This is a genomic window from Acinetobacter sp. CFCC 11171 (genome assembly GCF_003268405.1).
Taxonomy (GTDB): domain Bacteria; phylum Pseudomonadota; class Gammaproteobacteria; order Pseudomonadales; family Moraxellaceae; genus Acinetobacter; species Acinetobacter amyesii.
In genome coordinates, this window is the sequence record NZ_LQXP01000038.1 from 1 (window position 1) to 22,107 (window position 22,107).

The 22,107-nt window shown below is 41.9% G+C and carries 22 protein-coding genes and 1 pseudogene; 17 read left to right on the forward strand and 6 right to left on the reverse strand.

Annotation, left to right across the window (positions count from 1 at the left end; genetic code table 11):
- Positions 1-241: 241 nt before the first annotated feature.
- The 5 genes from AVJ20_RS14925 to AVJ20_RS14945 all read left to right on the forward strand — a co-directional run bounded on the left by AVJ20_RS14925 (position 242) and on the right by AVJ20_RS14945 (position 3,173).
- A complete protein-coding gene (locus AVJ20_RS14925) occupies positions 242-553 on the forward strand; it encodes a BolA family protein (protein WP_078194061.1) in 312 nt (103 codons plus the stop codon).
- An 8-nt stretch (positions 554-561) separates the two neighbouring features.
- Positions 562-954, forward strand: a complete 393-nt coding sequence (locus tag AVJ20_RS14930; protein WP_111885781.1) for a SirB2 family protein — start codon at positions 562-564, stop codon at positions 952-954.
- 63 nt (positions 955-1,017) lie between these two features.
- Complete coding sequence (locus AVJ20_RS14935) at positions 1,018-1,854, forward strand: ParA family protein (protein ID WP_111885782.1); 837 nt, start codon at positions 1,018-1,020, stop codon at positions 1,852-1,854.
- 13 nt (positions 1,855-1,867) lie between these two features.
- A complete protein-coding gene (locus AVJ20_RS14940) occupies positions 1,868-2,272 on the forward strand; it encodes a hypothetical protein (RefSeq protein WP_111885783.1) in 405 nt (134 codons plus the stop codon).
- Between the two features lie 307 nt (positions 2,273-2,579).
- Positions 2,580-3,173, forward strand: a complete 594-nt coding sequence (locus tag AVJ20_RS14945; protein ID WP_111885784.1) for a LysE family translocator — start codon at positions 2,580-2,582, stop codon at positions 3,171-3,173.
- Between the two features lie 19 nt (positions 3,174-3,192).
- Here the strand turns inward: AVJ20_RS14945 and AVJ20_RS14950 are convergent, their stop codons facing one another.
- Positions 3,193-3,819, reverse strand: coding sequence for a DedA family protein (locus AVJ20_RS14950; protein WP_078191514.1), 627 nt, complete (start codon positions 3,817-3,819; stop codon positions 3,193-3,195).
- A gap of 194 nt (positions 3,820-4,013) precedes the next feature.
- Here AVJ20_RS14950 and AVJ20_RS14955 point away from each other — a divergent pair, with 194 nt between their 5' ends.
- Positions 4,014-4,436: a DoxX family protein gene (locus tag AVJ20_RS14955; RefSeq protein ID WP_078191513.1), complete on the forward strand. Its 423-nt coding sequence runs from the start codon at positions 4,014-4,016 to the stop codon at positions 4,434-4,436.
- Between the two features lie 212 nt (positions 4,437-4,648).
- Positions 4,649-6,217 (forward strand): glutamine-hydrolyzing GMP synthase, encoded by a 1,569-nt coding sequence (guaA, locus tag AVJ20_RS14960; RefSeq protein WP_078194056.1) that lies wholly within the window; start codon positions 4,649-4,651, stop codon positions 6,215-6,217.
- Positions 6,218-6,409: 192 nt separating this feature from the next.
- On the opposite strand, the gene AVJ20_RS14965 is transcribed toward guaA, so the two are convergent.
- Positions 6,410-7,744 (reverse strand): GGDEF domain-containing protein, encoded by a 1,335-nt coding sequence (locus AVJ20_RS14965; protein ID WP_228157232.1) that lies wholly within the window; start codon positions 7,742-7,744, stop codon positions 6,410-6,412.
- Positions 7,745-7,887: 143 nt separating this feature from the next.
- The gene (locus AVJ20_RS14970) at positions 7,888-9,063 is read right to left on the reverse strand and encodes a sensor domain-containing diguanylate cyclase (RefSeq protein WP_111885786.1); all 1,176 of its coding nucleotides are present in this window, start codon (positions 9,061-9,063) and stop codon (positions 7,888-7,890) included.
- Positions 9,064-9,456: 393 nt separating this feature from the next.
- On the opposite strand from AVJ20_RS14970, the gene AVJ20_RS14975 reads away from it, so the two are divergent.
- From AVJ20_RS14975 to AVJ20_RS14985, 3 genes are all read left to right on the forward strand, one after another.
- Positions 9,457-10,404 carry a pirin family protein gene (locus tag AVJ20_RS14975; RefSeq protein WP_078194052.1) on the forward strand — a complete coding sequence of 316 codons (948 nt, stop codon included), beginning with the start codon at positions 9,457-9,459 and terminating at the stop codon, positions 10,402-10,404.
- Positions 10,405-10,472: 68 nt separating this feature from the next.
- The gene (locus AVJ20_RS14980; protein ID WP_111885787.1) at positions 10,473-10,871 is read left to right on the forward strand and encodes an OsmC family protein; all 399 of its coding nucleotides are present in this window, start codon (positions 10,473-10,475) and stop codon (positions 10,869-10,871) included.
- Positions 10,872-11,022: 151 nt separating this feature from the next.
- The gene (locus AVJ20_RS14985) at positions 11,023-11,700 is read left to right on the forward strand and encodes a glutathione S-transferase family protein (RefSeq protein ID WP_111885788.1); all 678 of its coding nucleotides are present in this window, start codon (positions 11,023-11,025) and stop codon (positions 11,698-11,700) included.
- Here the strand turns inward: AVJ20_RS14985 and phoR are convergent.
- The 3 genes from phoR to AVJ20_RS15000 all read right to left on the reverse strand — a co-directional run bounded on the left by phoR (position 11,697) and on the right by AVJ20_RS15000 (position 14,702).
- Entirely contained in the window at positions 11,697-13,055 is a 1,359-nt protein-coding gene (gene phoR, locus AVJ20_RS14990) for a phosphate regulon sensor histidine kinase PhoR (RefSeq protein ID WP_078191505.1), read from the reverse strand. The two genes, AVJ20_RS14985 and phoR, sit on opposite strands and share 4 nt — an antisense overlap.
- A 23-nt stretch (positions 13,056-13,078) precedes the next feature.
- Positions 13,079-13,789: a phosphate regulon transcriptional regulator PhoB gene (gene phoB, locus AVJ20_RS14995; RefSeq protein WP_078194048.1), complete on the reverse strand. Its 711-nt coding sequence runs from the start codon at positions 13,787-13,789 to the stop codon at positions 13,079-13,081.
- A 229-nt stretch (positions 13,790-14,018) separates the two neighbouring features.
- The gene (locus AVJ20_RS15000) at positions 14,019-14,702 is read right to left on the reverse strand and encodes a TetR/AcrR family transcriptional regulator (protein WP_111885789.1); all 684 of its coding nucleotides are present in this window, start codon (positions 14,700-14,702) and stop codon (positions 14,019-14,021) included.
- 224 nt (positions 14,703-14,926) lie between these two features.
- Between AVJ20_RS15000 and AVJ20_RS15005 the strand changes: the two genes are divergently transcribed.
- From AVJ20_RS15005 to AVJ20_RS15030, 7 genes and pseudogenes are all read left to right on the forward strand, one after another.
- Positions 14,927-15,757: an SDR family NAD(P)-dependent oxidoreductase gene (locus tag AVJ20_RS15005; protein WP_111885790.1), complete on the forward strand. Its 831-nt coding sequence runs from the start codon at positions 14,927-14,929 to the stop codon at positions 15,755-15,757.
- An 880-nt stretch (positions 15,758-16,637) separates the two neighbouring features.
- Positions 16,638-18,118: pseudogene (locus AVJ20_RS15010) on the forward strand (DUF3138 domain-containing protein).
- 33 nt (positions 18,119-18,151) lie between these two features.
- Complete coding sequence (locus AVJ20_RS15015; RefSeq protein ID WP_111885791.1) at positions 18,152-19,207, forward strand: ABC transporter substrate-binding protein; 1,056 nt, start codon at positions 18,152-18,154, stop codon at positions 19,205-19,207.
- Between the two features lie 9 nt (positions 19,208-19,216).
- Entirely contained in the window at positions 19,217-19,414 is a 198-nt protein-coding gene (locus tag AVJ20_RS18765; protein WP_228157228.1) for a hypothetical protein, read from the forward strand.
- 2 nt (positions 19,415-19,416) lie between these two features.
- Positions 19,417-20,469, forward strand: coding sequence for an MFS transporter (locus AVJ20_RS15020; RefSeq protein ID WP_265735981.1), 1,053 nt, complete (start codon positions 19,417-19,419; stop codon positions 20,467-20,469).
- A complete protein-coding gene (locus tag AVJ20_RS15025; protein WP_111885793.1) occupies positions 20,466-21,314 on the forward strand; it encodes an ABC transporter permease in 849 nt (282 codons plus the stop codon). The genes AVJ20_RS15020 and AVJ20_RS15025 overlap by 4 nt, the downstream gene beginning before the upstream one ends.
- Complete coding sequence (locus AVJ20_RS15030; protein WP_111885794.1) at positions 21,311-22,105, forward strand: ABC transporter permease; 795 nt, start codon at positions 21,311-21,313, stop codon at positions 22,103-22,105. Before AVJ20_RS15025 ends, AVJ20_RS15030 begins: the two co-directional genes overlap by 4 nt.
- Positions 22,106-22,107: the final 2 nt, after the last annotated feature.

The window sequence follows — 22,107 nt, forward strand, 5'->3', positions numbered from 1 at the left end:
ATAGCCACGTATAATACATTAAGGATTTTTCAGGTCAATAACTTTATGAAAAACTGTGCATCGTTTGCATAAAATAAAAACAATTTGTTTGAAAATTGGAATATTTTTGCAGGTCAAAGGCTTCCATTTTGATGAAATCATGCAATTCAGGCGGTTTCAGCAACTTTGCGACACAAGAACTTGAACAAATACAGGCTATACTAAGACCAGTTGAACCTTTTTTGAATTTGGGAGAGCCGTTTTGAGTTTAGAACAGCAATTAATTGAGCGTCTACAGACATTAGCGCCTACACATCTTGAAGTGGTGAATGAGTCCGCAGGTCATGGTGGTTATTTCCCAGGTAAAGAGTCGCATTTTAAAGCGGTGATCGTGAGTGAGGCTTTTACAGGCTTGCGTTTGGTGCAACGTCATCAAAAAGTCTATGCCGCAGCCGGTGATTTACTTAGTCCGGGGCAAATTCATGCCTTGGCCATTCATGCGTTTTTACCTGAAGAATGGAAAGGTCAAGACACCACTAGCCCTGAATGTGCGCATGCACCTAAGTCATCTTAAGGTGAGCCATGGAAACGCAATTAATCATTAAAATCATTCATATGTGTGGCGTGGCTTTAGGCTGTGCTGCCATTTTCATTCGTGCTTTTACACTATTCAAAGGGACGCAGGGCAATTTACCGAATCCAGCAGGTCGTAAGTTTTTTGTTGCATTGCAACATGGCTCAATGATGCTAATTGCCGTAACAGGAATTATCTTATTGTTTATGAAGAACTTTGACGTGCAGCCATGGTTCTATGCCAAAGTTGTACTGTTTTTGGCCTTGCTGTCTTCTTTATCTAAAGCGTATAAAAAAGATGACAGTGTTTTATTGGTTCAGCGCCGTGCGGGCTTATTTATTGCAGCTGTTGCACTTATTTTCATCATTACATTGGTTATAATCAAACCAGTTTTTGGATAAATGGCTTATCCACATGGCCGATTTCAAGGCTTGAGTAGAAAAACAAAGATTAGAGGGTTTTGAATGCGTACGCGTGTGGTATTTAACCAAAAAGGTGGTGTGGGGAAATCGAGTATTACGGTCAATTTAGCTGCGATAAGCGCGCACCAAGGTTTAAAAACTTTGGTGATTGACCTCGACCCTCAAGCCAATTCAAGTCAATATTTGTTGGGGGATGATGCGACCTACTCAGCAGATAAGCCCGCACTTGAACCCAATATTGAAAATTATTTTGAAGAAGTCTTGGGGACGCAACAAAGTAAAGGTTTGTTGGGAAATGCCATTGGTTCGATTTTAAAAAATCGTACTAAAGGTCTAGAAAGCTATGTACATCAATCACCGTTTAAAAATTTAGATGTAATTCCTGCAAGCCCAAATTTGGGTGCGTTGGCACATGCCTTAGAATCTAAGCATAAAATTTACAAACTGCGTGATGCTTTGCAGCAGATGAGCGGTCAATATGATCGAGTGTTTATTGATACACCGCCGGCCTTTAACTTTTTTACTTTATCTGCGTTGATTGCGGCAGATCGCGTGCTGATTCCATTTGACTGTGACGTGTTTTCAAAACGAGCTTTACAGACCCTAATCGAAAATGTGTTGGAAACGCAGGATGATCATAATGATCGTTTGGAAATTGAAGGCATTGTGGTCAATCAATTTCAAGCACAGGCGAAGTTACCACGTGAAGTTGTACAACAACTCAAAGATGAAGGTCTTCCTGTCTTGGAGAGCATGTTACCGCCTTCGGTGCTGATGAAAGAATCTCATCATAAAAATCAACCTTTAATCCATTTGGCTGCAGATCATAAATTGACGCAAGCCTATCAATCATTGTTCAATGAAATTGAGCAAAAGTAGTATCGAGAAAAGTATGAATGCACTTAAATGTGGTCTAGTTGCTTTCACTGCTGTTGTATTGGGTGCATGTGCAAGTACGCCTAAACCAAGCTATGTTTCACCTACACAGTATCAGTCTTTGAGTTGCCAACAATTGCAAAGCGAATACAACCGGATCCACGACTATATTCAAAATGGTGTAGAAACACCGAAGCGCACAGGCGTTGGTGTCGGTGTTGGCCTCGGTGGTGGCTGGGGCAGCCGTGGAGGTTGGGGAATTGGTCCGAGTATTTCGGTCAATATGGGACAATCTTCAAATACCAAAGGTACCGAACTTTCACGCGTTCTAGGTGAGCAAGAAGCGATTGTACAGGCAGCAAAATTTAAAGGTTGTCCGATTATCGTTCGCGCAAATTCGGCTACCGCAGCAAAATCATAAACGGATCATGAGCAGGGGCTCAGGCCTGTGCTATGAGAAAAGTGTAATAAAATTTGTCAGTAGGCGAGGCGTCTACTGGCATTTTTTTTGAGTCAAATAAACTTCACTATTTAGAGCCAATAAAATATTTAAATCTATGAAAAAATTAAATTAAATATCATTCGTAAATTTTAATACCTCCTACTGGTCTTGAACATTCAGCGTGAGTGCATTGACTTGTACAAGGATAAAACTGACCTAGCGCGTACTTGTTTTTTTAAATTCATTTCGGCTAAGGTGTGCGCTTTGAAACATTGTCTGGATATTTATGATTGAGAGTTGGCTGTTTGTATTGGCAATGATTGCGGTGATGATGACGCCGGGACCTAGCAATGCACTAATGGCAAGCTCTGCACATCAACAAGGCATTGCAAAGACGTGCATGCTGATTCCTGCAGAATTATTGGGCTATTTCTATGCCATTAATTTATGGGCGTTGATTATTCATTTAAGCGCTCCAGTGTGGCCGAATTTAATTCACTTGCTACATTTTCTCAGTATTGCCTATGTTTTATGGTTGGCTTTTCATTTGTGGAAATCGACGCATTTACATCAGTACAATCAAAAACATCCTTCAATTCAACCACGTGAATTATTCATTTCCTCGTTAAAAAATCCGAAAGCGTTACTTTTTGCTGCAGGTATTTTCCCGATTGAAACTTGGGTAAGCCCATTAAATTTTATTTTGGTTTTCGCTGTATTTAGCGTGGTTTTGCTGCCGGTTGCGTTGTTTTGGATGTCATTTGGACGGACGATTTTGGCTGGTAAGACCCAAAAAATTAAGGCCGATCTTCTGTATAAAGGGTCGGCCCTGATGCTGATTTTATGTATGTTTCCCGTGGTTTTGCGCTTTTTTGCTTAAAGGCATTCACCACATCAGTTTATTTCTTTAATTTTGCTCGAATAAAACCAATTACACCCGGTAAAACACTAATAATAATGATGCCGAAGATCAGATGGGTGAAGTTATCTTTCACGATGGGCATATTGCCAAATAAATAACCCAAAGTGATAAATGAGCCAACCCAGCAAATCGCACCAATCATGTTAAAAGTCAGGAAGTACTTGTAGTTCATGCTGCCTGCACCTGCGACAAAAGGCGCGAAGGTTCGTGCAAAAGGAATAAAGCGGGCAAAAATAATGGTTTTACCACCATGTTTTTCAAAGAATTTTTGCGTATTCACCAAATGTTGACGGTTAATGAAGCGTGATTCAATTTCAAAGACACGTGGGCCAATATATTTACCAATATGGTAGTTCAGCGTGTCGCCCAAGACTGCCGCGATAAACAGCAAAATCACCAAAACCCACGGATCCATGGCACCTGTTGACGCAGCGAGGGCGCCTGCTGCAAACAGAAGACTGTCACCGGGTAAAAAGGGCATGACCACTAAACCGGTTTCAACAAAAATAATCAGGAACAGAATTGCATAAATCCATACGCCATAATTGGTAATGAACTCGAGTAAATGGTCATCAACATGTAGTATAAAATCAATCAGTTCCATGGGGCTTATATGCGTAAAATAGTGGTCTGATGCTATCAGTCTGGGGCAGCAAAGTCAGTATTAAAACGTAATTAATTATCAGTAAAATCGTTCTATATATGGAATGATGAGTATTATAAAAGCATATTTAAAGAGAATAAGAAACGACCTAATCTAAGCACATCTTTTGAACAGTATTAAGAATAGGTTTCAGTATGTTTAATCCAAATCTAGTGGTGAAAAATCTGAGTCAACAGCCGCAAATCAATGCAGTGATCAGTCTCGTTGCACGTATATTAATGGCTTATATTTTTATTGTGGCAGGTTGGGGGAAAATTACGGCTTACACTGCAACAGCAGGTTATATGGAGTCAATGGGTGTGCCAGCTGGACTTCTTCCGATTACTATCTTAGTCGAGTTGGGTGGTGGCTTAGCTTTATTGTTTGGTTTTCAAGCGCGTTTTGCGGCATTGGGTCTAACCGTATTTAGTTTAATCACTGCATTTTTATTCCATGGTGGTGCTGAAGATGGCATTAACTTTATGAAAAACTTGGCGATGTCTGGCGGCTTATTATTTCTCATGCTGCATGGTGCTGGTAAATTCAGTTTTGATCATTGGATTGAAAAATCAAAATAAAGCGGTTATGAGTCCGAGCATCCATCAAAGCGGCGTTCTGCCGCTTTTTTCATGTCTACCGCTGATTGAAAGCGGATGGGTAAAGTCCTGAAATGTGTTGTAAAAAACACCGTTTGGCTTGGGATTTTTGCCCCTGTCCGAATAGTGTGCGAAAGTCCAAGAAAAATGTTAGAATACGGCGCTTATATTCGTTGCCTGCATAGTTGTTTGCCATGACTACCAATACCCAAATTACTGAAGACCGTATCCTGATTTTGGATTTCGGTTCTCAATATAGTCAGCTTATTGCACGTCGTGTACGTGAAGCTGGTGTTTATTCAGAAATGTACGCATTTGATATGTCTGAAGAAGACATTCGTGCATTTAACCCAAACGGGATCATTCTTTCAGGTGGTCCAGAAAGTGTTCATGAAGAAGGTAGTCCGCGCGCACCACAAGTTGTATTTGAACTTGGTGTACCTGTTTTAGGTATTTGCTATGGTCTACAAACCATGTCAGAACAGCTTGGCGGTAAAGTTGAGCCAGGTACTGTACATGAATTCGGTTATGCAGAAGTTGATATTAAAGTCCGTGATGCTTTAATTGGTGATCTTGAAGATACCAAAGACCAATTAAAAGTATGGATGAGTCATGGCGATAAAGTGACTCAAATTCCTGAAGGTTTCCAAATCACTGCAAGCACACCAAGCTGCCCAGTGGCGATGGTTTCTGATGAAAAACGTCGTTTCTACGGTATCCAATTCCACCCTGAAGTGACACACACTGCGAAAGGTGCTGAGTTATTGTCTAACTTCGTACATGGCGTATGTGGTTGCCGTAACTTGTGGAACTCAGAAAACATCATCGATCTTCGCGTAGAACAACTTCGTGAGCAAATTGGTGATCAAAAAGTTCTATTGGGTCTTTCAGGCGGCGTCGATTCATCTGTTGTAGCTGCACTTTTACACCGTGCGATTGGCGACCAATTGACTTGTGTATTCGTAGATAACGGTTTACTTCGTTTGAACGAAGGCGAGCAAGTGATGGACATGTTTGCGAAAAACATGGGTATCCGCGTGATTCGTGCTGACGCTGAAAATCGCTTCTTAACAGCACTTGCTGGTGAAGTTGATCCAGAGAAAAAACGTAAAATCATTGGTCGTGAATTCATTGAAGTTTTTGCTGAAGAAGCACGTAAGCTTGACGGTGTGAACTTCCTTGCTCAAGGTACCATTTACCCAGACGTAATTGAATCTGCAGCAAGCAAACAAGGTAAAGCACACGTGATTAAATCACACCACAACGTAGGTGGTTTACCAGAAGATTTAGCATTCGAATTGGTTGAGCCAATCCGTGATTTGTTCAAAGACGAAGTACGCCGTTTAGGTACAACTCTTGGTCTTCCATTTGAAATGCTTTACCGTCATCCATTCCCAGGCCCGGGTCTAGGTGTACGTATTCTTGGTGAAGTGAAAAAAGAATATGCTGACATCCTTCGTCTAGCAGATGACATCTTCATGCAAGAACTTCGCGCTAGTGGCTGGTATGACAAAACTGCGCAAGCATTTGCTGTATTCCAACCTGTGAAATCTGTGGGTGTCGTAGGTGATGGCCGTCGTTATGCATGGGTAATCGCGCTTCGTGCTGTAGAAACTGTGGACTTTATGACTGCACGTTTTGCACACCTTCCTTATGATCTTGTAGACAAGATTTCGACTCGTATCATGAATGAAATTGCAGAAGTTTCTCGTGTTGTTTATGACGTATCGTCTAAACCACCTGCAACTATTGAATGGGAGTAAAACTGGGGTTTCACGAAGCACTGCTTCGTGCCAGTTTTACGCCAAGAGCTACGCTCGCGGCAGTGAGGGATTTCAAGAAGCGAAGCTTCTTGCCTAAATTACGCCGAAAGCTATGCTCGCGGCTATTTAGGGAAACCTAGATATTTCTAAGAAAAAAGGACGCTTCGGCGTCCTTTTTTATATCTCAACATTCTATTTATAAACAATTGACCAACTACTATCGCTTTCATTATTCGGTTCAGCTTTAGGCTTCACTTTATGGGTAAAGCTTTGCCATGACTTTGTCGATTTACGTTCCGGCTTCATGCTTGAATCATAGCGCTCTACACGGTTACGGCCATTTTCTTTTGCCTGATACAGCGCAATATCCGCTTGCTTAATCAGTTCAGTTAAATTTTGTTTATGTGATTTAAGCTGTGAAACACCAATGGAGACGGTAAATTGGATCGGGTGATTTGCGACATTCAGCAATGATTGATTTTGAAGCGTTAAACGAATACGTTCCGCGATCAACATTGCATCTTGTATTTGCGTTTCAGACAGAAGCACAATAAATTCTTCACCACCAAAACGAGCCAAGACATCTTTTTGGCGCATTTCTTTGCGGGTGGTTTCAGCGATACATTGCAGTACCTGATCACCAACATCATGCCCATAATTATCATTAATATGTTTAAAATGATCGACATCAAACATCAATAAGCAAGTGCTTGCAGGCGTTGGCCATTCATGGATACGATGCTCAGCCAATTGAACAAACTGACGACGGTTATATAACTGAGTGAGTTCATCTGTATGCGCTAAATTTTTCAGTGTATGCATATTCCAGTCGTCAAGTAGGGTACGTAAAAAATGACGACGTGCATTGAGCGTATTGTTCCAACTCATATGCAGGCTGATCATCCAAACAGGAATAGACACCACCACAAAAATCAGTGCTTCTTGCCATGATAAAAGCTGACTCACCGCAAAATACACCAATAGCGAAATGAGACCCGAACAATACAAGGCTGGCTTAAATTGTGTTTGTACGCAGACATTGGCAATCAAGATAAAGATCGCTGCACCATAGATATAGGACGAGACCATTGGGCTATTTGAAGCCAGTAATAAGCTAATCCAAATCGCGGTGCTACAGACCGTCCCAATCGGTAAGATCATGTCGAGCACACGAATATCTTTTTTGTATTTAAACAGATAAAAGCTGACCAATAGGGCAGCAATAATCATGGCCACTCGAGAAAGACCTGACCAAAAGAACATGTCTGGGATAATAAAAATGTCAGCAAAGAAATAAAGAAGAAACGTAATCTGCGCCATGTAGTTCACTTGACGTAAATAAGGTAACTGATGGGCATACTGATGTTGTAGAAAATAGTTTCTAAACTGCGTAGGAATACGTGCAAAAGGATCTGCAATGGCTTGTTCAATCTCGGCACGATTGGCAAGATCACACTCAGAAAGTTTCAAAGTATGATTATGATTTTTACGAACTTCCTGAGCAGACGAATTAGTCCGAGAACTCATTCGTACATCAACAGACATGTCCCTTCTCCATAAATGGCTTAGGAAAATTATGAATAAAAAATATACAAAAATATCTACCTGAAACTTGGGATTTTTCGAATGAATGATAAAAAATCGTCTGTTGAATGTTACAAAATATACTATTAACTTGCTGTTTTATAAGTTGATATTTGATTTCTTCCTGCAGATTTTGCTTGGTAAAGTGCCTGATCGGCCATGCGAATTACACTTTGTAGATCACGGTTTTTTTGACCAAATTCGGCAACACCAATTGAAACGGTAAATTTAAGTTTTTGTAGTGTATCAAGTTCTAAATAATCATCGGCTATTGCCCGTCGCAGACGTTCGGCAATATCTTGAGCCTGACGCAGGTGTGTCTGCGGTAAAAGGATAATAAATTCTTCACCACCGAAGCGGGCAATGATGTCTTGGCTACGTAAAGTATGTCGGCACGTTTCGGCAATTTGTTGTAAAACATGATCACCAATATAGTGCCCAAACTGATCATTAATATTTTTAAATTTGTCGACATCAAAAATCAGTAATGAAAGCGGCTGTAACGATTTGGACTGATGATGAATATGATAATTGGCAAGTTGAATAAATTGACGGCGATTGTTTAAGCCAGTCAGCACATCGGTATGCGCCATAATATTGAGCGCTTCACGGTTCAACTGATCGAGTTTACTGTGTAAAAATACAATTCTAGATTTTTGCGTTGAATTCCAACTGATATACAAACTAAATAACAATACGGGCGAATAGATCAAGATAAACAGTTGTAGTTGATGGATATTGCCAGAAATGGCGAAATACACCCCAATCAGTAAAATTAGACTGATACATAGAGAAATGAGCACAGCAGCCTTAAAGCGGATTTGCACACATAAATTGGCTAACACAATAAAAACCAAAGATGCATATAAATAGATCGGCACATCGGGGCTATTGGATAAATTGAGTAGGCTAAACCACAGCGCAGAAGCACCAACGATCGATAGGGGAAGCATCAAGTCAAAGAGTAAAATGCTCTTGCTATTTGTATAAATGCCCCATGTGATGCCCATCATCAGTAAGGTATAGGCCGTTTTTAAGCCTATCGCGAGCAAACCCACATCGGGCAACATAAACCAATCCGCTATGGCATAAGAGAGATAGGCCAATTGTGCAACGATGTTGACTTGGAAAAAGAATTTAAAAAGTTGACGACGATGGTAGTGGAAAAATTCTTGACGAAATTGAGCAGGAACGCGAACAACGGTTCCTTTCAAGGCTTTTTGGATCAGTGCACGTGATTCTTTCTTATACTCATTGATCATGCAAGATTACCGACGGGTGAGCATGGTTTGTATGTAATTTTATGTAACTCAAATAATCTATACCATTTTTATTTAAAATTAAACACGTAATTTCAACGATTTGCGAATTATATGGTATTGTTTGGTCAAAAGTGAGTGTTAATTTATGTTACTTAAATTTACATTTCACGTGATTTGAACAATTAATTTCGCATTGGATATTGTCTAAATAAGCATCGAAAACTGTTATGCTGTATGTCATATTAGGCAACAAAAAAACGATTGTCCTATCTCTGTGATTCAGCGTATTAATGACAGCTGAAGAAGATTGAGTTAATGCAGATATAATGGAAAAAAATGCATAGCTCTAGCCGGTAGTCCTTGCTTCGGCTTAGCCAAATTTAGGGTAAGAATATGACCAATACTAATTACACAGAAATATCTCATTCCGACGATTGTGAAAAATACGTCAATCAGTTCATTCAAGAATTTCCACTGCGCCGTGCTGAAATTGGTCAAGGCACAGTGATTAAACGTGCTTTACCAAGTCGTCATAAACGGATGATTGGTGCATGGTGTTTCCTTGATCATGCCGGTCCAGTGCATTTTCCGCAAGGTGATGGCTTAGATGTCGGTCCACATCCACATATTGGTTTGCAAACGTTTACCTGGATGATTGATGGCACCATGATGCATACCGACAGTTTGGGCACACATCAGTTAATTCAGCCCAAACAAGTCAATCTCATGACAGCGGGTTATGGTATTTCGCATACTGAGGTTGCTCCAGAGTCTGAAACACAAATGCATGCTGCGCAGCTTTGGATTGCATTGCCAGATGACAAAATCAATATGGCGCCCCAGTTTGACCATTACCCAGAGTTGCCTGTGGTGACACAAGACGGGATTGAATTGACGGTATTGGTGGGTGAATTTTTACAGACTAAATCGCCGGTAAAAGTACATAGTGAATTATTGGGTGTCGATCTGCGTAGTTCGGAAAGTCAAAGTACCGTCCTGCCGCTCAATCCAAAATTTGAATATGGCTTTATGGCCCTCGAAGGGACTGCCAGTATCAATGGTCACGAGCTCAATGAAGACAATATGGTGGTACTTGAGCCGGGCTTAACCCAAGTCAAAATTGACCTACATGCAGGTGGCCGTGTTTTATTATTAGGAGGTGAACCTTTTGAATCACCGATTTTGCTGTGGTGGAATTTTGTGGGGCGTACACAAGAAGAATTGAATATTGCCCGTGAGCAGTGGATTAATCAGGACGAACGCTTTGGCTCTATTCCAGACTATGATGGTCCACGACTAGAAGCACCGGCTTTCCCTGATAAAATGCGTCCATCACGTTAACTTAAAAATAAAAATGAACAGCCGTACCTGTGGTGAAAATGGTGCGGCATAACCATGAGGGAGTCATTATGGGTATCGTCGCAACGGCAACAGTAAACACCTTAGAAGCACCGTGGTCAGGTGAAATTCAGAGTGGAAAACATCAACTTATTACCGATAAGCCCGAATCATTTGGCGGCGGGGACTTAGGTTTAGCACCGTATGATTTACTGTGCGCATCTTTAATCTCATGCACAATGATTACCTTGCGCATGTATGCAGCACATAAACAAATCCAATTGGGTGAGTTTCGTGTCGAGGCAGACTTTTGTGCGAACCGTGAAGGAGCTGAATGGGTTGAGCGACGCCTGCATTTTCAAACGTCCTTGGATGCAGAATTAGAGCAAAAAATCTTGTCCATTTGTGAAAAAACCCCAGTGACAAAAACTTTATTGCGCAGTGTAGACATTAAAACTACTCTAGTTTAATTTAAAAGCAGATCGCTGCTGTACTGTGCAAAATTTAGTTTTGATATAGCCCTAAGCAGTGATCTGACACTTTTTATGATTTAACTACTTCAAAATAATAATGGCTTGCCAGAAATAAGAAAATTTTAGACTTCATATAGGAGATGAACCCATGCGGGTGCTACATCATCTAGAAAAATCTCGTTCATTTCGTATTTTATGGGCAATGCAGGAATTAGGACTGGATTATCAGGTTCAGTTTTATCTGCGCCAGCCAAATTTGTCTGCTCCCCCTGAGCTTAAAGCCATCCATCCTTTAGGGAAGTCGCCCATATTGCAGGATGATGGACTGGTCTTGGTAGAATCTGCAGCGATCTTGGAGTATTTACAAGAGAAGTATGATCGGCATGATTTTTTTGCAGCCAAGGCGGAACATTCAAAACAACAATATCGCTTTTGGATGCATTATGCCGAAGGTTCTCTAATGCCGTTGTTGGTGATGCAGTTGGTCATGAGCAATGTGCCACGCCATGTACCTTGGGTCATCAAACCCGTAGCTAATCGCATTTGTGATGGGGTCAAAAAAGGTTTTATACGACCTCGCTTAAAAGAACATATCGAGTTTTTAGAAAAACATTTAGCGGAAAATGAATATTTTGCGGGACCGTTTAGCTTTGCGGATATTCAGATGACGTTTCCATTAGAAGCCGTCATGACCAGAACTCAAGGGCGATATCCACAAATTCAGGCTTTCTTACAACGGATGCAACAGCGTCCTGCATATCGCCGTGCCAAACAACAAGAACAACAGTTGGAAGCACAGCAAGACCGGCAGGATGATTCTGCTTAGCTCACATGATACAAGCGTTCTTTAGGGAAGACGACTTTAAACAGCGAACCACGGTTTTCTTTGGACTCAATTTCAAGGTGTGCCTGATGTTGCATCAAAACGTGTTTCACGATGGCAAGACCTAAACCTGTTCCTCCCGTTTGGCGACTACGTGCGCTGTCCACACGGTAAAACCGTTCCGTTAAACGGGGTAAGTGTTTCGGGTCAATCCCGATACCCGTATCTTCAACGGTAAAATAACCATGCGTACCATCATCATGCCAACCAATGGTCACAGTACCGCCTTTGGGGGTGTATTTAATTGCATTGGTGATGAGGTTACTAAAGGCACTCGCCAATTCCATATCTGATCCGATCAGGTCACAGTGACTATCAATCTCGAGATTCAGTGTATGTCCATAATCCACATTGTAAGCATGTGCATCGTCATATAGTTGGTTCATTAGGCTGGGCATTTCAATGATTTGATTTTTAGCAACTTTTTTATCATTTTCCAGACGAGATAATAATAACAAGTCATTGACCAAAGCATTCATACGGCGGGTTTGAGACTGCATTTGATCGAATGCACGTTTCCAGCGTGGATTTAAATCTTCCTGATCGGTAAAGGTTTCGATATAACCACTTAAAACCGTGAGCGGTGTGCGTAACTCATGTGAAATATTATCGACAAAGTCTTTACGCATTTGCTCAAGGTTATGCATGCGCGTGACGTCATAAGCCACCAATAAACGACTTTCGCGACCAAAACGGGTTAATTTGACTTGCACATAATGGTCTTCAAGTACCGATGATTTCATTTTTAAACCATCGGGGGCTAAATCGATATTGGTAAAGTATTCGATAAAACTAGGCTGTCTTAAAATACTTAAAATATTGCGCCCTTGATCGAGCTGTTGAATCCCCAAAAGCTTTTCTGCGGCAGGGTTCCACCATTCGATTTGGTGTAATTCATCAATCAATACCACAGCTTCAGCAAGTGCTACTAAGGAAGATTGAGCGCGGTCAATCAGGCCGACCATTTCAGCTTGTACAATGCGTTCTTGGCGCTGCGCACGGTATACATTAAAGAGCAAAGCCCCCCAAATACCGTCTAAATTTGGCGGGACATCATAAGGACGGTTTGAAATCCATTCGTTGACTAAGTACAGCGAACGCATTTGCAATGCAAAGAACACTGCAAAGGCGATTAAGATGCAGATCCATAAGTACCCGATACCAAAGCCGATGAGTGCAGCAATGAGTAGGAAAAATGCCAGAAGTCTCAAATCCTGCTTGGCAAAAGTCCATAAACTGCTGTAACGGAATTTTTTATGTTCACTGGCAAGTTCAGGGACGGGATACGGTTCGTACATAGAAAATTAAAGACCTAAAATGACTAACCCATCACAGCGTCTGCACGGGTAGAGAAACGGTAACCTGTACCACGAACAGTTTGCACATAACGATCGGCTTGGAAAGGTTCAAGAACTTTACGCAAACGACGAATATGAACGTCAATGGTACGGTCCTCAATATACACGTTTCCACCCCAAACCTGATCTAATAATTGAGCACGGGTATAGGCACGTTCAGGATGAGTCATGAAGAAGGCCAGTAGACGATATTCAGTCGGTCCCATATCTAAAATGGTGTTACCAAAGCTGACACGTTGGCTGACTGGATCGAGGATTAAACCATTGGCATCAATGGTTTTTTCACCACCCAATGCATTTGAGCGACGCAGCACAGCTTTAATGCGTGACACTAACTCACGGGTGGAAAAGGGTTTGGTCATGTAGTCATCTGCACCCGCGTCCAGACCTTGGACTTTATGGTCTTCTTCGCCGCGCGCAGTGAGCATGATGACTGGAATTTCTGACAAATTTTCATCGCGTTTTAAACGACGACATAGGTCTACACCACTCACGCCGCCAGGCATCATCCAATCTAATAAAATCAGTGCAGGACGCTGATCCACAATCATTTGGTGCGCTTGTTTGGCATCTTCAGCTTGCTGACATTGAAAACCAGCCATATCCAGTGAAGTATGGATCATTTCCCGAATCGGGAGTTCGTCGTCGACGATTAAAATATAGTCATCTTTCACAGCGCAATACCCTATTTTATGTAAACGGTAGACCGTTTTATATTTATGACAGGCTTATTACAAAGATTAATTATGACAGTATCATTGCAAAAATGATCTTTCATTGGGGTTTAGAAAGAAATTGTGACAATTTAAATCCTGAAATATTCAACAACATGGGCTTTGCATCATGCTGTTGTCACAAAAAAATCATTCAAAAAATTGTAAAGATCAGTGTTGAGGACAAAATTTATTTCCTGGGTTTTTCAGAAAAAGCATCCAACAAGGCCAAAAAGACCACGCTACATGACGATAAAACTTCATCAATCGGCTGTTTGTAACCACTCATGACCCAGCGAATCGCGATTTGGGTGACATAACCATTGAGACCTGTTGCGACCATTGAAATTTCGCGTTCTGAACGATCAATATTCGGCATCATGAGCATGACAAAGGCATGAATCATACGGTCAAAGCGCATCATGGTTTCATGAATTGTGGCTTGGTTATGTAGCTCTTGTACCAACATGGCATCGATGTAAATGATGCGCGCCATACGGGGATTATTTTTTAAAGTTAACAATAGGGCGGTTAAACCCGCTTCAATCATTTTTTTAGAATCGGTAGATGCTTGCATGATGGCTTGCATCACATTTTGTTGCAGTTCATCGATTAATTTTAAAAAGATGGTCTGGAACAGTTGCTCACTTTTCTTAAATGATTCATAAAAATAGCGTTCGGTCAGCTTGGCTTCCAAACAAATATCTTTCACAGTCACTGAAAAAAAGCCATGTGTTCCATAGGCTTCTATACCGGCTTCAATCAGTTTTTCACGTCGCGCTTGCTTACGTTCACTGAGAGAAAGCCCTTTAAATTGACGTTCCTTCACATTTTTTGCCTGTTGTTGTTCTGTGTGATTTGTTGCATCTGTCATGAAAATATACGCTGAACTAAAGCAGAATTTTGTCTTATTTTAGCAATAATTTCAGTTTAAACCTATGTTTAAGCATTGGCGATTTCAACAGCTTAGCACGTCCTAAGATGACATTGACAATATGTATTGTCAAAACTATATTAAGTTGACGAACTGCACACATTGGCAAATGAGATCACGCTGTGATAAAGCCAAGCGGCAGCATAAAGGAATAAGGAATCACAATGAAAAACTTCAAAAATAAAGTGGCTGCCATTACAGGTGCAGGTTCAGGTATTGGTCAGCAATTGGCAGTGCTTTTGGCGAAACAAGGCTGTCATCTGTCTTTAAGCGATGTGAATGAACAGGGTCTAGCGGCAACCGTTGAATTGGTGAAAGCCAGCAATGTACGTGTAACCACGCAAAAACTTGATGTTTCAGACCTTGCAGCAATGAAAGCATGGGCAGCACAGACTGTTAAAGATCATGGTTCGGTGAATATGATTTTTAACAATGCGGGTGTGGCATTGGGCACGACCGTTGAAGGGGCAAGCTATGAAGAACTGGAGTGGATTGTCAATATTAACTTCTGGGGTGTGGTTTATGGCACCAAAGAATTTTTACCGTATATCAAGCAAAGTGGTGAAGGTCATATCATCAATATTTCCAGCTTGTTTGGCTTAACTGCACAGCCAACACAGTCGGCATATAATGCCACTAAATTTGCAGTACGTGGTTTTACCGAATCTTTACGCCAAGAATTGGATATTGAAAATTGTGGCGTGAGTGCGCTATGTGTACATCCGGGCGGTATTCGTACCAATATTGCCAATGCCGCAAAAATGAATGACAGCTTGAAAAGTTTAGGCATGAACCCACAAAAATCGGCACAGTCGTTTAATAAATTCTTGCGTTGTCCACCTGAAGAAGCGGCTCGTCAAATCATTAAAGCAGTACAAAAAGATAAGCGCCGTTTATTGATTGGTAATGATGCAAAAGCGATTGATTTAATTCAACGTTTGCTACCGACGGGTTATCAAAAATTAACTGCCATGGCGACTAAATTTGGTCAATAAGCGGTAATTAAAATCAATTGAAAAGAGCCCACGTCAGTGGGTTTTTTTATGCTCTAGTAATATCAGAAGCGCAATTTGATCCAAATAAAAGAACGATACGCGGTAGTGTCATCCGCAATTGTTTGAGACAAGACGACTTTTAATCAAAAATGTTTTTGCGATCCTTTGAATCATTTGATGGTATTGAACGAGTTTTGTCGGTGAGGTGTATTGCACCGCAAGATGGTTTCCTTGTGAAGCACGCTTCTCATTTTGTCGAATGAGAAACAACGTTTCGTAAGAGTACCTCCAGCCGAAGGCTAATCCCGTTATTCAATCCCTAGATGTAAGACTCCATCGAATAGATTTAAAAATCATTTTAAAAATCCGAAATTACTTTTACAGGCGTAACATCAGTTATTAAAAGCCCAAAGCGTATTTCTTATTTCATAAAATGAGATATAAAAATGGAAATAACTGATGATTTGAAATAAGCAACTGTTGAATAACTAACAGTTTTTTGGCGTTAAAACCAACAGAATTTATCAGGTTTAAATAATAAAACTTTAAAAAATAAATACTTAAAATGTTGGCACAATTGTTGCCATATTAGAATGAACAAAACTCACCACTATATGGAACATTTATGAGTACTTTTACGCATCGATATCTTTCTGCTTTTCGTGTCCTACAACAGGCATGTTGTTGTGCTATGACACTCGCGATGATGCGCGCTTAAATTCTAAAAGCTGTCTTCGAGTTTCGGTCGTGCATAAGTTGAATAAAACCTACGACCACTCAGATTAATTTTTAAAAAACCCACGCAGTACATTCACTTCATGCACCTTGCATGGGGTTGGGGGATTTTGCGCTTTGGGAAAAATGTTAGTGAAACCAAATCATGAAAAAAACCACATTAACCGTTGCGGTCGGACTGATTTTATCCGCAACCAGTCAGCTGAGTTTTGCATCGGATGAAGCACTTCAGCAAGAACTGAGTAGCTTAAAACAACAAATTGAGAGTTTGCAAAAACGCTTAAATGCCGTGGAATCTGGTGCGACGAAAAGCCAAGTCGTCGAAACGGCCGCTGTGACGACAGACGATACGACCAACGCCGCTGATGTTGAAGGTGAAACGCAGGTTTCAGAAGTGACCACAGCAACATCCGAAGATATCGACGGCTTACGTGCAGATATTGAAAACTATAAGTACGATCAGTCACGTCAATATGAACGTCAAACTACAAAATCGACTCGTGATACAACCCTGTATGGCACAGTTCAACTACGTGCCAGTGCGCTCGATGAAACGGGTGTGTTGGGTGCAACCAAATCGACATTTGATATTGGGACTGCGCTGATCGGTGTACGCGGGAATTTATTCCGTGATTATAACGAAGGCAAAAACCTCGATTATCAATTGTCCTTTGGTTATGGCAAACGCAATGATGGCACCAATGACAGTAACTTTAACTTACTGGATGCCTTTGTTCGCTATAACGCTTTTGCCACCAATGCTGGCCCTGAAACTGCCAAACTGAACTTTACGCTCGGTCAGCAGTTATTGCCCTTTGGTCTAGATGTGCAGTCTCCTGAAGATTTGCGTCCGACCATTAGTACCGCTGCAGCTTCGACCTTTTTAGGACTGTTTAGCCGTCAAAATGGCTTTATCGTCCGTGGTGATGCCAAACCTTTTGTCGACTTTGCATCGAACTACCGTGCGCCGCTATTTGAGTATGCCTTAGGGGTAACCAATGGGAATGCCAGTAATAAGGCGGATGACAACAACGGCAAAGATTATATCGGTCGTGTGGCTTTTACCTTGCCAGTGGACTACGCCAGCATTTTCCGTGAGTTAAAGTTTGGGGCCTCTTATATCAAAGGCGAATCGAAAATTTCAGCCGGCGGAATCAGTGATGATGCTGCAAAACGTGATCGTTTGGGTTTCGATATTTATTATAACCACGCTCCATTTGGTGTGACCTATGAATATCTGCAAGGCAAGACCGATTATGTCGACACTGTAGCCCAAGACATCAAAGAAGCCAAAGCGGAAGGGCATACTTTTACCGCTTTCTACACCTTGGGCGATCAGTTCTACAACAGTATTAAATCCAATGCCAAATTTGATGATTTCTGGCCAAAGTCAGTCCAAGGCTATTACCGTTTTGACCGCTATAACCCGAATAAAAACAACGCAAGCTATCTCGACACCGCGAGCGGTCGTATTGGTGAATATGACATTCACTCTTTGGGTTTAAACCTATTTTTGCGCAAACCACAAAATTCCAATTACAGCTGAATCACTACCTGTTTGATGTCGAAACGGCAAATCAAAAAGACACCAATGAGCTGCAAGCTCAGGTTCAGTACACCTTTTAATTCAAATATTTAAACCATTAAGGAACATTTAAAATGAAAATTATCTCTAAAAAAATCGCAGCCACATTCTTGGCACTTTCAGCACTTGGTTTAAGTGTTCAATTGCATGCTGCCAATCCCAAAGAAATTCGTATTTCTGTATCAGGCGCGGGTGAGGGGGGTAAACCCAAAGTGGGCGGTAGTTTTGTAGCTACAGCACATTTACGAGGTGTGCTCGAACAAGAATTTAAAAAAGATGGCATTAAGGTGAATTGGCTGTTCTTCCCAGGAGCAGGCCCTGCAACCAATGAAGCTTTAGCCAATGGCAAAGTTGACTTTGCATTGCATGGCGATTTGCCCTCATTGGTTGGACGTTCAACGGGATTAAAAACCAAAGTGTTGTTTTCAACAGGGCGTTTTAGCCCAACTTATGTGGTGGTGCCTGCCGGCTCTAATGCCAAATCCTTTGCAGATCTCAAAGGCAAAAAATTCTCCGTCTTTAAAGGCACCAATGGTCAGATCGTCTTTAACCGTGTATTAGCAAAATACAATTTAACTGAGCGCGATTTACGAGTGATTTCGCAAGATGCCTATTCGGCACGTACAGCATTAGCGACAGGTGATATTGATGCCACGATTACTTCACCATTTAGTTTGCAAGCGCGTGGTGTGGCGAAAACTTTACTAGAAATTAAAGATCCGAAAGTATCACCGATTGCGCACTTTTGGGTGACAGAAAGCTTTGAAAAACAATATCCAGAGGTGGTGCAACGTGTCGTCACGACACTGATTAAACAGGCGCAGTGGAGTTCTCAAGAAGCCAATCGTAGCGCGCAATATAAACTTTGGGCACAAAGTGGCATTCCGTTGGTGGATTATCAAAAAACGTGGGATGGCTGGAATTTAAAAGACCGTACTACACCGCTACTAGACGAGTTCCACCGTTCACAAATTGACAGTGCTTTAAAAATTGCCAAAGACGCACGCTTAATCCGTCGTGATGTGGATACCAAAACATGGTATGAGCCGAAGTATCTGAATAATGCCTTGAAAGAGCTGAAGTTAGAGGGTTACTGGCGCCAATTAAATGCTCAAGGTCAACCGAAGTAAGTCGCAGCCATGAGTCGTCCGATTGAAAGCAATGTGATTGCCAGTCCATTAACCACCAAATTTATGAGCAGTTTTGTGCTGCTTACGATTTTGGCTGGACTAGGGGTAGGCGTAGCACGGGTATTAATTTCCTTGTATGCCGTGCATTTAGAAGCCACCGAATTGCAATTGGGGTTAATTTCAGCAGCGCAAATTTTGGCATTTTGATCATGGCATTGCCGATTGGCGTGTTGGTACAGCGCGTTGGGTCTTTGAAAATATTCTGCATCGGCAGTGTGTTGGGCGCTGTGGTCTATAGCTTAACGCCACTCAAAGCCGGTGCATGGTATCTCTTTGCAGTCACAGCCTTAGTAAGTTTTGTCTTACCCATGCGCTTTGTTTCGATCAATACCGTTTTTTTGAGCAACTTAAAACGTTTAGGTCCAGCCCGTGCGGGTTGGTTTCGCGGTTCGCACATGATGGGATATTTCCTGATTGCGCCTGCATTGAGCGTGTTGTTGATCGAGCATTTCGGCTATGGCGGAAGTTTTTATGTGGTGTCTTTGCTTTTTTTAGGCACCTTGCTGTTGGCTCCGTGGTGCTTTCAACGTAGCACTCCACAAGCGACGAATTGCCCGCATTTTCAATGGCGAGATATTGTGGCGCCTTTGGCACTCATCAAAACCCATGCCTCATTACGGATTGTTTGCATATTGGAATTTTTGAGCAGCGTGGCAAATAACTACTTTGGCTTTTTCATTGTGGTGATTGCTATCCAAAGTTTTGCACTTTCAGAGCCAATGGCGGTGATGCTGCTGACCGTACAAGGCATCGTCTTTGTGGGATCGCTATTTAGCATGGGCGGTTTGGCTGAGCTGATGGGTTATCAAAAGTTTTATTTGATTGGCCTAAGCCTGATGGCAACGGCATTACTGATTTTAGCCTTAACCAAAATCACGCTGTTGATGTGGCCTGCTTCGGTCATGTTTGGACTTGGACTCGGTATGTTGCATATCGCCAATTTTATGTCTTTCGCCCGAGTCGGTGAGCAAACCGCGATGGCTAAGATTTCTCCAATTTTAGCCCTCGTCGGACCTTCGGGTGGACTGTTGGGTGGCTTGATAGGTGCCGTATTTGGCGCACAGGTTGGACTACAAAATTTATTTTTACCGATCGGGCTGGTATTTATTGGTCTGATTATTTTGATCAGCAAAGATCAGGAATTTATTCAATTTTTAAAACCTGATGTCTCAGAACAGAGCGTAAAAGGACAAGAATTATGAGCCTTACGGATGTATCTGCACATTCGGTTCCCTTGCAAAGTGACCGAAGTGCGTTGGATTTTTTTAAGACCTATTTAAAACTAACTTTGCAAGTGGCGTGTGGACTCCTGATGCCAGTTTTGTTGTTCGGTCTATGGTATGTGGCAACACTTAAACAGTGGTTGCCTGAGCAGATTTTACCTGCACCGAGTCTGGTGTGGCAAAGCACAGTCGAATTATGGCAAAGCGGTGAATTGAGTTTTCATTTTGCCATCAGTGCCAAACGTATTTTATGGAGTGTCTTGCTTGGTGCCAGTGTCGGGATTTTGCTTGGTACTGTGTTGGGATTAGCAAAGCGTAGTCGGGACTTTATTTTTCCGACGGTGAATCTTGTTGCTCAATTTCCGATTGTTGGCTGGATTCCATTATTGATGATTTTCTTAGGCATCGATGAGGCTTTGAAGATTGCCGCTATTTCATTGGCTGTTTTACCACCGGTGTTGATTGCAACCTATAAGGGCATTACTCATGTGCCGAATAGTTTGATGGAAGTGGCAGAGGTTTACCAATACAGCAATTGGCAGAAACTCAAAGAAGTGATTTTCCCAGCAGCATTACCCAGTGTGATCAGTGGTTTACGTCAGGGCATTATGCAGGCGTGGTTGGCATTGGTTTTTGTCGAGTTATTAGCAAGTAGTGAAGGAATTGGTTATCTCATGGTGTGGGGACGTCAGCTAATGCAGATGGACTTGATCTTCATGGCGATCATTCTGATTGGTATTACGGGCTATGTCTTAGATACCTTGCTGGCTTGGTTAGAAAAAACGGCACGCTTTCACGCAACCCGAGTAGGAGGCAACTCATGAGCATCCTTTCATTACGCGGGGCAGCGCGCCAAGTCTTAGTTAAAGCAGTAAAAGCGCTCGTTCTACCTGTGGCATTTATCGCACTGTGGGCAGTGGCCTCACAGCAAAATTGGGTTGATCCAAAGTTGATTCCTAGTCCATGGCTCGTGCTGCAAAAAACAGTAACCGTGCTCCAACAACCGAGCTTTTTGACAGGCTTTGGCGAAAGTTTGGCACGAAATTTTATCGGCTATGGCATAGGTGCGATAGCGGGTGTGTTATTTGGCATCTTAATCGCGAGTTCACGCCTTTCGAATTGGTTATTTGCACCGAGCTTTCATGTATTGCGTCAAATTTCGCTGTTTGCATGGTTGCCACTAATTTCGACCTTTTTAGGTGCGGGACATGGCGCCAAAGTGCTGTTTATTACCTTATCGGTGTTTTATCCCGTGGCGCTACACACCTTTGAAGGTGTGAGCAGTATTTCGCATAAATATCGTGAAGTGGCCGAAGTCTACCAATTTCCCAAGACATACGCGTTTCGTAAATTGATATTACCCGGTGCTTCGGCGCAGATTTTTGTCGGTTTACAACTTGGGCTGATTTTCGCATGGCTTGCCACCATCGGCTCTGAATTTTTATTGGCGAACTATGGCAATGGTCTAGGCAATATCGTGATTCAAGGGCGTCAGGCTTTTGATGTCGAACTGATTATTTTTGGCATGTTGCTGATAGGCATTGTGGGCGTGTTGCTCAATACGGTACTGACTTGGGTTGAGCGTAAAGTTTTAGCTTGGCAGCAGGTTGGATAGGA

Bases quoted from the DNA above. Each gene is read 5' to 3' on its own strand.
- AVJ20_RS14930 (WP_111885781.1), top strand. From the start codon at position 562: ATGGAAACGCAATTAATCATTAAAATCATTCATATGTGTGGCGTGGCT.
- AVJ20_RS14935 (WP_111885782.1), top strand. From the start codon at position 1,018: ATGCGTACGCGTGTGGTATTTAACCAAAAAGGTGGTGTGGGGAAATCG.
- AVJ20_RS14940 (WP_111885783.1), top strand. From the start codon at position 1,868: ATGAATGCACTTAAATGTGGTCTAGTTGCTTTCACTGCTGTTGTATTG.
- AVJ20_RS14945 (WP_111885784.1), top strand. From the start codon at position 2,580: ATGATTGAGAGTTGGCTGTTTGTATTGGCAATGATTGCGGTGATGATG.
- AVJ20_RS14950 (WP_078191514.1), bottom strand. From the start codon at position 3,819: ATGGAACTGATTGATTTTATACTACATGTTGATGACCATTTACTCGAG.
- AVJ20_RS14955 (WP_078191513.1), top strand. From the start codon at position 4,014: ATGTTTAATCCAAATCTAGTGGTGAAAAATCTGAGTCAACAGCCGCAA.
- guaA (WP_078194056.1), top strand. From the start codon at position 4,649: ATGACTACCAATACCCAAATTACTGAAGACCGTATCCTGATTTTGGAT.
- AVJ20_RS14965 (WP_228157232.1), bottom strand. From the start codon at position 7,744: ATGAGTTCTCGGACTAATTCGTCTGCTCAGGAAGTTCGTAAAAATCAT.
- AVJ20_RS14970 (WP_111885786.1), bottom strand. From the start codon at position 9,063: ATGATCAATGAGTATAAGAAAGAATCACGTGCACTGATCCAAAAAGCC.
- AVJ20_RS14975 (WP_078194052.1), top strand. From the start codon at position 9,457: ATGACCAATACTAATTACACAGAAATATCTCATTCCGACGATTGTGAA.
- AVJ20_RS14980 (WP_111885787.1), top strand. From the start codon at position 10,473: ATGGGTATCGTCGCAACGGCAACAGTAAACACCTTAGAAGCACCGTGG.
- AVJ20_RS14985 (WP_111885788.1), top strand. From the start codon at position 11,023: ATGCGGGTGCTACATCATCTAGAAAAATCTCGTTCATTTCGTATTTTA.
- phoR (WP_078191505.1), bottom strand. From the start codon at position 13,055: ATGTACGAACCGTATCCCGTCCCTGAACTTGCCAGTGAACATAAAAAA.
- AVJ20_RS15000 (WP_111885789.1), bottom strand. From the start codon at position 14,702: ATGACAGATGCAACAAATCACACAGAACAACAACAGGCAAAAAATGTG.
- AVJ20_RS15005 (WP_111885790.1), top strand. From the start codon at position 14,927: ATGAAAAACTTCAAAAATAAAGTGGCTGCCATTACAGGTGCAGGTTCA.
- AVJ20_RS15015 (WP_111885791.1), top strand. From the start codon at position 18,152: ATGAAAATTATCTCTAAAAAAATCGCAGCCACATTCTTGGCACTTTCA.
- AVJ20_RS18765 (WP_228157228.1), top strand. From the start codon at position 19,217: ATGAGTCGTCCGATTGAAAGCAATGTGATTGCCAGTCCATTAACCACC.
- AVJ20_RS15020 (WP_265735981.1), top strand. From the start codon at position 19,417: ATGGCATTGCCGATTGGCGTGTTGGTACAGCGCGTTGGGTCTTTGAAA.
- AVJ20_RS15025 (WP_111885793.1), top strand. From the start codon at position 20,466: ATGAGCCTTACGGATGTATCTGCACATTCGGTTCCCTTGCAAAGTGAC.
- AVJ20_RS15030 (WP_111885794.1), top strand. From the start codon at position 21,311: ATGAGCATCCTTTCATTACGCGGGGCAGCGCGCCAAGTCTTAGTTAAA.